Genomic DNA, 13010 nt, shown 5'->3' on the forward strand with positions numbered 1-13010 from the left:
CACCGCGGGGCTCGTAGGATGGGGCCACGATGACTGCTCCCGCTGAGACCTCCTCGACCTCCTCCAACGTGGCTCCCGACGGGCGCCGGCTGCTGCGGCTGGAGGTCCGCAACGCGGCGACGCCGATCGAGAAGAAGCCGGAGTGGATCAAGACCCGCGCCCGGATGGGCCCGGAGTACACCGCGCTGCAGCAGCTGGTGAAGTCCGAGGGACTGCACACCGTGTGCCAGGAAGCCGGCTGCCCCAACATCTACGAGTGCTGGGAGGACCGCGAGGCCACCTTCCTCATCGGCGGCGACCAGTGCACCCGACGCTGCGACTTCTGCCAGATCGACACCGGCAAGCCCCAGCCGCTGGACCGAGACGAGCCCCGCCGCGTCGCGGAGTCGGTGCAGACCATGCAGCTCAAGTACGCCACCATCACCGGCGTCGCCCGCGACGACCTGCCCGACGGCGGCGCCTGGCTCTACGCCGAGACCGTCCGCGCGATCCACGACCTCAACCCCGAGACCGGGGTGGAGAACCTGATCCCCGACTTCAACGGCCGCCCCGAGCTGCTGGCCGAGGTCTTCGAGTCCCGCCCCGAGGTCCTGGCCCACAACGTCGAGACCGTCCCGCGGATCTTCAAGCGCATCCGCCCCGCGTTCCGCTACGACCGGTCCCTGGACGTGCTGACCCAGGCCCGCGCGTTCGGCCTGGTCACCAAGTCCAACCTCATCCTCGGCATGGGCGAGACCCGCGAGGAGGTCTCCCAGGCACTGCGCGACCTGCACGACGCCGGGTGCGAGCTGGTCACGATCACCCAGTACCTCCGCCCCTCCCCCCGCCACCACCCCGTGGAGCGGTGGGTCCGGCCCGAGGAGTTCGTCGAGCTCGCCACCGAGGCCGAGGAGATCGGCTTCGCCGGCGTCCTGTCCGGCCCGCTCGTGCGCTCGTCGTACCGCGCGGGACGGCTCTACCAGCAGGCCATGGACCGGCGCGCGGCCGTCGAGGCATAGGGAACAATGGCGGGCGAGGCCATCGAGGTCTCGACGAGCTGACGAGGAACGAGATGGCACGCAAGAACGGCAAGCCCGGACGCGCATCGCAGGTGCGACAGGTCTACACGCTCACCAAGCAGGGTGACCCCCGCATCGGCTGGATCCTGCTGGGCACCTTCCTGGCCGGCACGCTGATCGCGTTCTTCCTGCTGTCGCTGATCCCGCCGAGCTGGTTCGTCCTGGACCTGGTCACCGCGCTGCTGGTCGGCGTGGTCGCGCTCCTCTTCGTCTTCGGCCGCCGCGCGACCAAGTCGCAGATCGCCCAGGTCAAGGGCAAGCCGGGCGCCGCGCTCGCGGTCCTCACCGTGCTGCGCCGCGGCTGGCGGATCGACCAGATGGTCGCCTTCAACCGCAACCAGGACGTCGTCCACCGCGTGGTCGGCCCGCCCGGCATCGTGCTGATCGGAGAGGGCCAGCCCAGCCGGGTGCAGCAGCTGCTCCGCACCGAGAAGGCCCGCCACCAGCGGGTCGCCGCCGACACCCCCGTGCACGAGCTGATCGTCGGTGACGGCGAGGGCCAGGTGCCGCTGGAGAAGCTCACCCGCCACATCACCAAGCTGGGCCGCCAGATGCAGCCGGCCGAGATGACCGAGGTGCTCTCCCGCCTCAAGGCGATCGACGCCTCGCGCCAGCAAATGCCGCTGCCCAAGGGCCCCGTGCCGACCTCCATGAAGGGGATGCGCGGCAACCTGCGGGGTCGCTAAGCCTCAGAAGCCCGGTGGCGGCTTGACCACGTCTGACTTCGGCGGGGCCGCGATCGAGACCGGCTCGCCCCACCGGGACAGCTCCATCGTGAGGCGGGTCCCCTCGATGACCAGACCCATCCGGCGCATGCGGTCCTGCCCGTCGAGCCACACCTGGTAGGTCAGCGTGTCGGGCATCCCGGGCACGGCGTCCGAGCCCTGGGCCTGCAGCGCGCGGACGGTGTCGGCCTTGACGTCGTACCTCGTGGTGCTGACGCCCTGGACCGTGTCACGCCCCCGCTCGCGCACCGAGATCAGGCCCGCTCGGAAGGCCTTGACCGACTGGTCGGGGCTCATCTGGAGGCTCGCGCCCGCCAGCTGCTCGAAACGGGGGTCGTCCTTGCCGATGCGGATGAACTTCCCGGCCTTCACCAGGCCGGGGATGCTGACGTAGGCGGCGTCGTGGAGCACCACCATCTCCAGCGCCCCGGACCCGAGCTTGGGCGTGCGGGTGGTCAGATCGATCTCGCTGCCGCGGCCGCCGTACCTCATGTCGCCCGAGGACCGGCTCGGCGCGCTGCCCGCCACCGTCATCTCGAGGTGAGCGGTCCCGCGGGGCCCCATCCCCCGCCGCATCCGGTCGAGGAACCGCTGCGCGGCCGCGTCCAGGCGTGGGGAGGGCGAGGCCGAAGGTGTGGCGGAGGCCGTGGACGGGGAGGACTCGGACGGGACGAGAGACGGGGCCGCAGCGGGCTCGCTATCGTCCTGACACGCGGTCAGGGAGAGACAGACGACGACCGCGAGCGGCAGGAGGGACCGGCTCAGGCGTCCGTTCGGGCGACGGAGAAGCACGCCAGACGATAACCCCCCGGGCTGCTGCGTCACCCATCCCTCTTGCCCCGAGGAGCGAACGCCCGACGTGAGCCAGATCCCCCTTCCGAGCTCGACCGACGTCGACGGCCGCCCGCGGGTCGCCGTCGTGGGCGCCGGCATCTCCGGGCTCACCGCCGCCTACCTGCTCCAGCGCGACCACCACGTCACGCTCTTCGAGGCCCAGGACCGGCTCGGCGGCCACGCGCACACGCACGACGTCGAGTCCGGGGGCCGTGCGGTCTCCGTGGACTCGGGGTTCATCGTGCTCAACGACCGCACCTACCCGCGGCTGCGCACGCTGTTCGCCGAGCTCGGCGTCGAGACGCGCCCGACCGAGATGAGCATGAGCGTCACCTGCCGCGGCTGCGGGCTGGGGTACGTCGGCGGGCGGGGTGCGGGCGGCATCTTCGGCCAGCGGCGCCGGGTGGCCGACCCCCGCTTCCTGCGGCTGCTGCTGCAGATCTCGCGCTTCCAGAGACGAGCGCTGGGGCTCCTCGACGCGGGTGACGAGTCGCTGACCTACGGCGAGTTCCTCGCCCGCGAGGGGTTCGGCGAGCACTTCGTCGCCCACTACGCGATCCCGGTCGTGTCCTGCGTGTGGTCGATGGGCCGCGCCGAGGCGCTGGCCTACCCCGCGGCGTACCTCTTCCGCTTCCTGGAGCACCACGGGTTCCTCCGCCTCGGCGACGCGCCGACCTGGCACACCGTCGTCGGTGGGTCGCAGACCTACGTCCGCGCGGTCGCCGACCGTCTCGACGTCGTACGACGGGGCGCGCCGGTCACGGCGGTCAGCCGCAAGCCCGACGAGGTGCTCGTCCAGACGACCGGGCCGCAGGGCACCGAGGTGGCCGGGTTCGACAAGGTCGTGCTCGCCGCCCACGCCGACGAGGCGCTGGCGATGCTCACCGACCCGACCGACGACGAGCAGCGGCTGCTGGGGGCCTTCGCCTACTCGCAGAACCGCACGCTGCTGCACCGTGACGACTCGTTCCTCCCCGAGCCCCGGGTGCGGGCGTCGTGGAACTACCGGCTCGAGGAGTGCGGCGAGGTCGCCGACCGGACCCGGGTGTCCTACTGGATGAACCGCCTGCAGCACCACGACGAGGCCGACCCGCTCGTGGTGACGCTCAACCCGGACCCTGCCGAGGAGCCGCGCGAGGTCATCGCCGAGATGAGCTACGCGCACCCGATCTTCACCGCCGAGGCCGTCGCCGCGCAGCGCGAGGTGGCCGGCCTCAACGACGGGCGCATCGCGTTCGCCGGCGCCTACCAGGGCTGGGGCTTCCACGAGGACGGCTGCGCCTCGGGCATGCGCGCGGCCGTGTCCCTCGGCGCCTCCCCGCTCCCCGTCGACCTGCCTCCGGGTGACCATCGGGACGCCTCGTGACCGCGACCGTGCAGCGGACGGCGGCGACCCGCGACGACCTGCGCCGGCTCGGCGCCCAGGTGGTCGAGGCGACTGTGACCCACCAGCGCACCAAGCCGTTCGACTACGGCTTCACCCACCGCACGACGGCCTGGCTGGTCGACCTCGACCGGCCCCGGGCGGCCTTCCCGCGCTGGCTGCGGGGTGCGGTCACCGTCCGCGAGGACGACCACCTCTCCCCCGGCCACGCGACGCTGCGGTGGAAGCTCGAGCACTACCTGCGCACCGAGCGGCTGCCGTGGACCGCCCACCGGGTGCTGGTCCTGACCGGGGCGCGGACCTTCGGCTACGCGTTCGACCCCCTGACGACGTACTTCGTGCTGGCTCGGGACGGCTCGCTCGAAGGGATCCTCGCCGAGGTCCACAACACCTACGGCGAGCGCCACTGCTACCCCCTGACCGCCGACGCGGCGGCCAAGGGTGCGAGCACCGCGAAGGACTTCTACGTCTCGCCGTTCTTCGCCGTCGAGGGCCGCTACGACATCCGGGCCCGGCTCGACGGCTCACGCGTCGCCGTCTCCATCTCGCTCACCCAGGGCGAGGAGAAGGTCTTCACCGGCGCCGTCGCGGGCGACCTGCGGCCGGCGACCCGGCGCAGTGTGCTGCGGGCCGTGCTCCGCGACCCCTTCGCCGCCCAGCGCGTCACCGCGCTCATCCGACTGCACGGCATCACCCTGTGGGCCCGTCGCCTGCCCGTGGTGCCCCGCCTTCCTCAACGCACACCGAAAGGGCTCCGATGAGCACTGCTGCCACCCACTTCGACGCCACCCCGACCTTGACGGCCGGAGCCGTCGCGGTCGCCCGCCCCGTGCCCGAGGCGCCCGCCCTGGGGATCAAGGGCCGGGTTGCCCGGTCGGTGCTCTCGCGCATCGTGCGCAAGGTCGACGTCGGTCTCTCGCTGCCCTCCGGTGAGCGCTTCGGCCCGAGCGACCCGCGCCTGCCGCAGCTGCGCGTGCTGGACGAGGAGGCGTTCTTCGGCCGCCTCGGCGACAGCCCGATGATCGGGCTCGGTGAGGCCTACATGGCCGGCGAGTGGACCACCGCCGACGGCACCGACCTCGCCGACGCGCTGGCGCCGTTCGCGGCCAGCCTCACCGACCTGATCCCCAAGAGCTTCTACCGGCTGCGGCACGTCGTGCTCCCCCGGCTGCTGTCGTCGGAGCAGAACACCCGCGACGGGTCGCGGCACAACATCCACCGCCACTACGACCTGTCCAACGAGATGTTCGCCGAGTTCCTCGACCCGACGATGTCCTACTCGTGCGCGCTGTTCGACGGGCTCGACCCCGCGCCGGTCCTCGCGGACCACGAGGAGGCCCAGCTCCGCAAGATCGACGCGGTGCTCGACGCGGCCGGCGTGCGCGCGGGGAGCCGGGTCCTCGAGATCGGCACCGGCTGGGGCTCGCTGGCCATCCGCGCCGCCGAGCGGGGCGCCACCGTCACCACGATCACGATCTCGGCGCAGCAGGCCGAGCTCGCCCGGGACCGCATCGAGGCGGCCGGCATGACCGACCGGGTGTCGGTCGAGCTGTGCGACTACCGCGACGTCCAGGGCGAGTACGACGCCGTGGTGAGCGTCGAGATGATCGAGGCGGTCGGCGAGGAGTTCTGGCCGACGTACTTCGGCAAGATCGACGAGGTGCTCGCCCCCGGTGGCCGCGCCGCGATCCAGGCGATCCTCCTCGAGCACGAGCGCTTCCTGGCCACCCGCAACACCTACGGCTGGATCCACAAGTACATCTTCCCGGGCGGCCTGCTCCCCTCGACCCAGGCGATCGAGGAGGTCCTGGCCCGGCACACCGGCCTGCGGCTGGTCGAGGAGCGCTACATCGGCCTCCACTACGCCCACACGTTGCGGCTGTGGCGCGAGCGGTTCAACGCCCGCTGGGACCACGTGCAGGCGCTGGGGTTCGACGAGACGTTCCGGCGGATGTGGGAGTTCTACCTGGCCTACTGCGAGGCAGGATTCCGCACCGGCTACCTCGACGACGCGATCCTCACGATGAGCCGCTGACCCTCAGCGGCGGATCACGATCGTCCCGGCCGCGAGGTCGTGCAGGCCGCGCTGGTCGCGGTTGAACACCAGCGGCGGGACGACCAGGCACACCAGCAGGCTGCGCAGCAGGGACTGCAGGAGGGGGACGGCGCGCCCGTCGAGCCGAGCGACCCGCAGCTGCATCGCCAGCTGGCCGAACGACGCCCCCGTGATCGCCACGAACAGCGCGGTCTCGAGCAGGAACACGGCGAGCGGCACGAACGAGGCCTGGTCCTTGCTCAGCCCGGCCAGGTCGGAGATCAGGTTGGCCACGAGCAGGCTCGGGATCCAGTCGAGGAACAGGGCGACGATCCGGCGTCCCCACGAGGCCACGGACCTGGGCCCGTCGGCGGGAAGTCCGAGCCGCTCCCCGGGATAGGCCGGCTGGTTGGCGTCGCTCACTCCCCCACCGTAGCCAGCGGTCGGCCGGTCTTCTCATCGGAGAGATGCACGTAACACGCCCGAAACAACCGGGATACGGTGGAGAAACTGCCCGAGCCTAGGGTCCGGTCAGGTGGTGCTGCTCGACGACGAGCGGCACCCGCCCTGTCACCGTCATCGGGTCGCGAGCCCGCGACCGAGGAGGAATGCATGTTCGCCAACAGCGACGAGCTGCTCAAGTACATCAAGGACGAAGGCGTCGAGATGGTCGACGTGCGCTTCTGCGACCTTCCTGGTGTCATGCAGCACTTCACCGTCCCCGTGTCGTCCTTCGACCAGTCGGTCTTCGACGACGGCCTGAACTTCGACGGGTCCTCGATCCGCGGCTTCCAGGCGATCAACGAGTCGGACATGGCGCTGTTCCCGGACCCCACCACGGCGTACATCGACCCCTTCCGCGTCTCCAAGACGCTGATCGTCAACTTCTTCATCCACGACCCGATCACCGGCGAGGCCTACAGCCGCGACCCGCGCAACATCGCCCGCAAGGCGCTGGCGTACCTCAACACCACCGGCATCGCCGACACCGCGTTCTTCGCGCCCGAGGCGGAGTTCTACGTCTTCGACTCCGTGCGCTACAACACCGACGCGCACGAGGGCTTCTACCACATCGACTCCGAGGAGGGCTGGTGGAACAGCGGCCTCGCCGACTCCGCCAACCGTGGCTACAAGACCCGCATGAAGGGCGGCTACTTCCCCGTCGCGCCCTATGACCAGCAGGGCGACCTGCGCGACGTGATGGTGAAGAACCTCGAGGCCTCCGGGCTCCTCGTCGAGCGCGCCCACCACGAGGTCGGCACCGCCGGCCAGGCGGAGATCAACTACCGCTTCGACACGCTGCTCAAGGCCGCGGACGACGTGATGAAGTTCAAGTACATCATCAAGAACACCGCCTGGCACGCCGGCAAGTCGGCGACCTTCATGCCCAAGCCGATCTTCGGTGACAACGGCTCCGGCATGCACGTCCACCAGTCCCTCTGGAAGGACGGCGAGCCGCTGTTCTACGACGAGAAGGGCTACGGCGGCCTGTCCGACATGGCGCGCTGGTACATCGGCGGCATCCTCAAGCACGCCCCCGCGGTGCTGGGCTTCACCAACCCGACGGTGAACTCCTACCACCGTCTGGTGCCCGGCTACGAGGCTCCGATCTCGCTGGTCTACAGCTCGCGCAACCGTTCGGCCAGCGTCCGCATCCCGATCACGGGCGCCAACCCCAAGGCCAAGCGCGTGGAGACCCGCTTCCCCGACCCGTCGGCGAACCCCTACCTCGCCTTCGCCGCCCTGATGCTCGCCGGCCTCGACGGTGTCCAGAACAAGATCGAGCCGGCCGCGCCGATCGACAAGGACATCTACGAGCTGCCGCCGGACGAGATGGCCGAGATCGAGCAGGTGCCGACCAACCTCGGCGCCGTGCTCGACGCCCTCGAGGCCGACCACGACTTCCTCACCGTGGGCAACGTGTTCACCCCCGACCTGATCGAGACGTGGATCAACTTCAAGCGCACGCAGGAGATCGCGCCGGTGCAGCTCCGCCCGCACCCGCACGAGTTCGAGCTCTACTACGACATCTGAGCAACGGGGCCACTCCTCGGTTGACGTCGCGCTTCACCCAGCCCCTGCCAGGGTCCCCGGATTCACCTGGTGGGGGCTGGCGTTTCCCGGGACCGGGAAAGCTGCAGCGGCCCCAGCGGCGGCGTGACCCGGCGGCGTCACCCCGCCGAGCAGACGACGCCCAGGCACTGCAGCGTGTTTCCGTTGCCGTAGGCGACGTTGCCGCCCCCGTCCGTGACGCCGGGCGCGTTGATCCCGAGGAACCCGTTGTACGTCGACGTGTTCTGCACCACCACGGCATCCGGCAGGGGAGCGTCGACAGTGCCGACCCTGATGCCGTCCCAGGCGCTGCCGGACACCGAGTTCTGCCCGACCACGGTGCCGCCGCCGGCGTTGGACACGATGAGGATGCCTTCCTGGCCACTGTCAGTCACGACGTTGCGGCTCACCGTCGTCCCAGAGGAGCCGCCCGACACGCTGATCCCGAAGTTGCCCGAGCTGCTCACCTGGTTCTGGGTCACCGTGTTGTCGATGCCGCCGTCGGCGACGTGGACGCCCCAGACGTTCCCGGAGATCACGTTCTGCCGTGCGGTGTTGTCCCGCGAACCTGCGCCGCCGAACCGGATGCCGTCCCCTCGGTTGGCGGTGATCTGGTTTCTCTCCAGGACGTTGCGCCCGGCGTTGGCGATGTCCATGCCGCGCTGGTTGCCGGTCAACGTGAGGTTCCAGACGCGGTTGAGCGTGGCGGTGTCGATCCGGACGCCGTACTGGAAGCCCCGGACGGTGCCGTTGCGGACCTCGACGTTCGAGCTGTCGAGGTCGATGAGGACGCCGTTGCCCTGACCGGCGCCTGTCAGCGTGCGTCCCTTGAGGTCGAGGACGATGTCCTGTCCGCGCACGGTGATGGCGTTGCCGGTGGGACACGTCAGGTTGGTCGACAGGGCGTAGACCGTGGGAGCGGTGGCCCCCGAGGTCAGCACGGAGCCGCACGTGATCCCAGCGGACGCCGCCGGACCCGCCAGCGCGACGGTGAGTGGGCCCGCCAGCACCAACGCCGCGCCGAGCCCGAATGCCGCACGCTGCGACCTGTTGTGACGCCACATGAGAAGAACCCACCGCCGAAGGACACCCGTCTGGTCGAAGACTGTCACCGGGAGCCGGGCGGGGGTACCGCTCGAACGGGTCAGGGGAATCGGGCCCCACGCCCCGGGCCCCCCGGTTCACCGCACCGTCCGAGGAAGTCGCCGGACGATGCCCGCGCCCGTCGCGGCTCGCCACCGATCGGCGCCCAGGACCACGACGTTGTGAGGGGCGCCCCTCGTCACCCGTGCAACGCCTTGGCCGCGAGCAGCGCCAGCAGGACCTCGACCCCGGTGAGCACGGCGAACGCCCCCGTCGCGTCGGTGAGCGGGAGGAGCGCCACGTTGACCAGGTTGAAGGACACGTGGAACGCCACCGCGACCAGGACGCTCCAGCGGGACCGGCGCGCGAGCCAGCTCAGCAGGGCACGTGCCACATCGCGACGACGAGACCCAGCACGAGGCTCGCCCGCGACCAGCCCTGCCGTCGTACGAGCGCGGGGAGCGCCACTCCCCGCCACCCGACCTCTTCGCCGAAGGACGCCACGACGAGTCCGACGGCGGTGCCCACCAGCGCGCCGACCCGCAGGTCGGCCGCGGGGCTCGGTGCCGTCCCGGCGAAGGAGGAGAGCACCGCGGCCAGGCCCAGGACGGCGGGCTGCAGCGCCAGCGCAGGCCACCAGGCCGCCCCGACCCGCCAGGTCGTCGCGCGGGTGCGGAGGTCGTGCAGGGTCGCGCGGCTGCGGCGCGCACACAGCACGGTGCCGACCACGGACGGGACGAGCACCCCGGGGAGTGCGAGGGCCACCATCGACCCGGTCGGGACCCAGTCCGGCAGGAGCCCGACCCGGATCGCGGCCAGCGGGACCCACACCGCCCACGACACCGCCAGCGTCAGGACGAGGAAGCGGCTCGCGGAGATCGCCGCCGCCTCGGGCATCGCGTCCTGCGCCGGGCGGTCCACAGGACCTCGCATGCTGAGCACGGCACTGCCTCCTGGCTTCATCGTGCGCGTCGTCGCCTGCTGGTCGGCAGGGTCCGAAGACCCCACCACCGCGCTGCCCGGCACGTGTGCCGTGCGGCCCGCTCAGCAGGCAGCCCCGGAGCAGAGCCGGCTGCCGATCGCCTCGCGGAAGATGACCGGGAGGTCCCGCGGGTCGCGGGCGGTGTAGAGCGTGCCGCCGGTGGCGTCGGTGACGGCCCGCATCGCCGCGGTGTCGGAGTCGGGGCCGTAGGCGATCCCGATCACCCGCACCGGCCTGGCCGGGTCGGCCTCGCTGGTCAGGGCGTGGAGCAGCGTCCGCAGCGGGATGTGGTGTGCCTCGGCGTCCCGGTCGCGTCCGTCGGACAGGACGATCACGCTGTTGACGCGGCTGTCGTCGTACGACGCCCGCACCGCGCGGACAGCGGCCAGGGTCGAGGAGTAGAGCCCCGTCCCGCCGTCGGGGTCGACCCTCAGGCGGTCGACCGCCGGGCCCAGCAGGCCGCGCGTGCGATCGGTCAGCTCGGTCAGCGGAGCGACCTCCTCGTAGTCGGTGCTCGGGGTCAGGTTGTCGGAGAAGCGCCACAGCCCGGCGACGGTGCCGTCCGGGAGGAGCCCGAGCCCGGCCCGGATCGCCTCGCGGGCGAGGTCGATGCGGGTGGCGCCGTGCGCGCCGGGGACAGGGGCCGCCATCGAGCCCGAGACGTCGATGAGGGCGAGCGTGCGCGTGGGCCGCTGGAGCACCTGCAGCGTCTGCCGCACGCGGGCGGCGGCGGCCTCGGTGAGGACGCGGGTGTCCGTCGGCGGACCGAAGCCGGCCTGGGCCAGCGCATCGCGGCCCGCCGAGCCGCTGAGCGCGGCCAGGAGGGCACCGGCCGCCTTGGACGACCGCAGCGTGACGAACGGGTAGTCCATGACGGTGCCGCCCGACGCGGGCCGGACGACGGTGGAGGACGCCGGAGCGGCGACCTCGGTCGTCAGGACCGCTCCCCCGGCCCGGCTCGAGACGGAGCGCAGCAGCCCGGTCAGCACGCCCCGCTGGGAGGGCCCGCCCTGCAGCGCAGCGGTCAGGTCGACCAGCCCTGCCTGCGTCACCGGGTCGCCCTCGACGTCGGTCGCGGTGAACCGGAGGCCGGCCGGGAGGCGGTCGTACGTCGGCTCGGGCCCGAGCCCGCGCCCCTGGAGCGCGGGCACGGCCAGGACCACCGGCGAGGAGGCGACCGACGTGCCGGACGTGCGGACCGACGACTCGGCGACCCACACGTCCGCACCGGTCGGCCGCTCGAGCGTCGTCCGCACCACGTAGGTCCGGCACGTACCGGCCAGCCCGTCGGCGACGTGCGCGACCACGGGCGCGATCTCCGGCGCCGCGGCGACCCGGACGGTGGTGCCCGGGCAGGCGGCCGTCCCCTGGGAGGGCGAGGCCCCACCCACGAGGACGGCCCCGGTCGCGACGGTGCCCACGGCCAGCGCCGAGGCGCCGACGACGACGCCCCGCCGACGGGGCTTGCGGTGACGAGCGGGGGTGGTGGGGTGGGTCGAGGGCATTGCGGATCAGCTCCTGGGGGTCGGCTCTGGAGGGAAGGAGGACGCCGGGGCCCGCTGGATACGTCGGTGAATACGTCGGTGGGGCCGGGCGGGCTAGCCCGCCAGCTCGAGGGCGGCTGCGGGCTCGAGACGCGCGTAGCGGCCCTCGTGGAACAGCAGCGGGTCGGTGGCGGGCCGGGAGGTGTAGGCCGCGACCTCCCCCACGACGATGACGTGGTCCCCTCCGGGGAGCGCCTCGTGCACGCGGCACGCGAAGGTCGCCGAGCTGTCGGTGAACCGGGGGCAGCCGTGCCGGTCGAGGGTGAAGCGGGTCCCTGCGAAGCCGGCGGAACCAGGCGCCCGGTCCCGGCTCGCGAAGTGCGCGGACAGGTCCTCCTGCGCCGAGCCGAGCACGCTCACCGCGAAGAACCCCGAGTCCAGGATCGCGCCCAGCGTCCGGCTGCCGGTGGTCAGGCAGACCAGGACGAGCCGGGGCGACAGGGAGACGGAGGTGAACGAGTTGGCGGTCGTGGCGTGGAAGCCGTCGGAGGCCGCCGTCGACACGACGGTGACGCCCGTGGCGAAGCCGCCCAGGGCGGCCCGGTAGGCGCGCTGCTCGTGGTCCATCGGTCCTCCTGGTTCTCGGCCGGGGTCAGCCGGCCTGCTCGCAGAGCACCGCGCCCGCGCCAGGGGGGCCCTCGGTGGAGGCGAGCTCGTGGACGATCGAGCGGACGAGCCGCTCGTCCTGGCAGAGGGCGAGGTGCCCGCGGCCGGGGATCAGGTGGTTGGTCACGACGGCGCCCACGACCGACGGCGCCAGCCGGGCGACGGTGGGCGGTGCGACCGGGTCGACGTCGGAGTAGTAGGACAGCCAGCGCGGCAGCGGTCGCCGGCGTACGACGGCCAGGCGGCGGACCACGCAGCGCTCGGAGCGCGGCCCGGCCTGGGTCGCGACGGGCTGCTGCGGGTGCCGGGCCGCAACGGTCACCGCGGTCGCCGTTACCCCCGACAGCGGGCCGGAGGCGAGCCGGCTCACGAGCTCCCCGCCCTGGCCGTGCCCGACCAGGTGGACCGCCGGGGTGCCGGAGTCCGCCATCGCCTCCGCCGCGCAGCGCACCGTCCGGTCGAAGACGGAGCGCAGGACCAGCGGACCGGGACCTGCCCAGTCCGCGTCGACGGCGACGACCGGGAGACCGGCCTCCTCCAGCGCGGCCCGCAGGGGTGCCCACAGCAGCGGCGTCCCGGGCCTGCCGGGGACCAGCAGGACCGGGAGCGACCGGGAGGTGGAGCTGTTCATGCCGGTTCAGGAGCGATGCCGTGGCGCGGTGATACGCACCGATGACGAATCCGCCGCGGTCGTATCAGGGCCGCCG

14 protein-coding genes are annotated in these 13010 nt (G+C 72.2%); 6 read left to right on the plus strand and 8 right to left on the minus strand.

Annotation, left to right across the window (positions count from 1 at the left end; genetic code table 11):
* Positions 1-29 precede the first annotated feature (29 nt).
* Positions 30-998, plus strand: coding sequence for a lipoyl synthase (gene lipA / locus J2S63_RS00785; protein WP_310297314.1), 969 nt, complete (start codon positions 30-32; stop codon positions 996-998).
* A 53-nt stretch (positions 999-1051) separates the two neighbouring features.
* A complete protein-coding gene (locus J2S63_RS00790; RefSeq protein ID WP_310297317.1) occupies positions 1052-1744 on the plus strand; it encodes a DUF4191 domain-containing protein in 693 nt (230 codons plus the stop codon).
* 3 nt (positions 1745-1747) lie between these two features.
* On the opposite strand, the gene J2S63_RS21370 is transcribed toward J2S63_RS00790, so the two are convergent.
* Positions 1748-2716: an SCO4651 family lipoprotein gene (locus J2S63_RS21370; protein WP_486348067.1), complete on the minus strand. Its 969-nt coding sequence runs from the start codon at positions 2714-2716 to the stop codon at positions 1748-1750.
* Here J2S63_RS21370 and J2S63_RS00800 point away from each other — a divergent pair.
* From J2S63_RS00800 to J2S63_RS00810, 3 genes are read left to right on the plus strand one after another with little or no spacing between them, the layout of a single operon-like run.
* Positions 2643-3983: an NAD(P)/FAD-dependent oxidoreductase gene (locus tag J2S63_RS00800; RefSeq protein WP_310297323.1), complete on the plus strand. Its 1341-nt coding sequence runs from the start codon at positions 2643-2645 to the stop codon at positions 3981-3983. The genes J2S63_RS21370 and J2S63_RS00800 overlap by 74 nt on opposite strands.
* Positions 3980-4762 (plus strand): DUF1365 domain-containing protein, encoded by a 783-nt coding sequence (locus J2S63_RS00805; protein WP_310297325.1) that lies wholly within the window; start codon positions 3980-3982, stop codon positions 4760-4762. The genes J2S63_RS00800 and J2S63_RS00805 overlap by 4 nt, the downstream gene beginning before the upstream one ends.
* Complete coding sequence (locus tag J2S63_RS00810; protein ID WP_310297328.1) at positions 4759-6036, plus strand: class I SAM-dependent methyltransferase; 1278 nt, start codon at positions 4759-4761, stop codon at positions 6034-6036. The genes J2S63_RS00805 and J2S63_RS00810 overlap by 4 nt, the downstream gene beginning before the upstream one ends.
* A gap of 3 nt (positions 6037-6039) precedes the next feature.
* Here J2S63_RS00810 and J2S63_RS00815 read toward each other — a convergent pair whose 3' ends face one another.
* Complete coding sequence (locus J2S63_RS00815) at positions 6040-6459, minus strand: RDD family protein (protein WP_310297331.1); 420 nt, start codon at positions 6457-6459, stop codon at positions 6040-6042.
* A 189-nt stretch (positions 6460-6648) separates the two neighbouring features.
* Between J2S63_RS00815 and glnA the strand changes: the two genes are divergently transcribed.
* Positions 6649-8070 (plus strand): type I glutamate--ammonia ligase, encoded by a 1422-nt coding sequence (glnA, locus tag J2S63_RS00820; protein WP_310297334.1) that lies wholly within the window; start codon positions 6649-6651, stop codon positions 8068-8070.
* 137 nt (positions 8071-8207) lie between these two features.
* Here the strand turns inward: glnA and J2S63_RS00825 are convergent, their stop codons facing one another.
* The 6 genes from J2S63_RS00825 to J2S63_RS00850 form a co-directional block, all read right to left on the minus strand.
* A complete protein-coding gene (locus J2S63_RS00825) occupies positions 8208-9152 on the minus strand; it encodes a right-handed parallel beta-helix repeat-containing protein (protein ID WP_310297337.1) in 945 nt (314 codons plus the stop codon).
* A 218-nt stretch (positions 9153-9370) separates the two neighbouring features.
* On the minus strand, positions 9371-9565 hold the full coding sequence (locus tag J2S63_RS00830; protein WP_310297340.1) for a hypothetical protein: 195 nt from the start codon (positions 9563-9565) through the stop codon (positions 9371-9373).
* A complete protein-coding gene (locus J2S63_RS00835) occupies positions 9547-10104 on the minus strand; it encodes a CPBP family glutamic-type intramembrane protease (RefSeq protein ID WP_310297342.1) in 558 nt (185 codons plus the stop codon). The genes J2S63_RS00830 and J2S63_RS00835 overlap by 19 nt, the downstream gene beginning before the upstream one ends.
* Positions 10105-10215: 111 nt before the next feature.
* Positions 10216-11658 (minus strand): VWA domain-containing protein, encoded by a 1443-nt coding sequence (locus tag J2S63_RS00840; protein ID WP_310297345.1) that lies wholly within the window; start codon positions 11656-11658, stop codon positions 10216-10218.
* A 93-nt stretch (positions 11659-11751) separates the two neighbouring features.
* Positions 11752-12264, minus strand: a complete 513-nt coding sequence (locus tag J2S63_RS00845) for a flavin reductase family protein (protein ID WP_310297346.1) — start codon at positions 12262-12264, stop codon at positions 11752-11754.
* Positions 12265-12289: 25 nt separating this feature from the next.
* Positions 12290-12934, minus strand: coding sequence for an esterase/lipase family protein (locus J2S63_RS00850; protein WP_310297347.1), 645 nt, complete (start codon positions 12932-12934; stop codon positions 12290-12292).
* Positions 12935-13010: the final 76 nt, after the last annotated feature.

The sequence above is a fragment of the Nocardioides marmoribigeumensis genome, from assembly GCF_031458325.1.
Classification (GTDB): Bacteria; Actinomycetota; Actinomycetes; order Propionibacteriales; family Nocardioidaceae; genus Marmoricola_A; species Marmoricola_A marmoribigeumensis.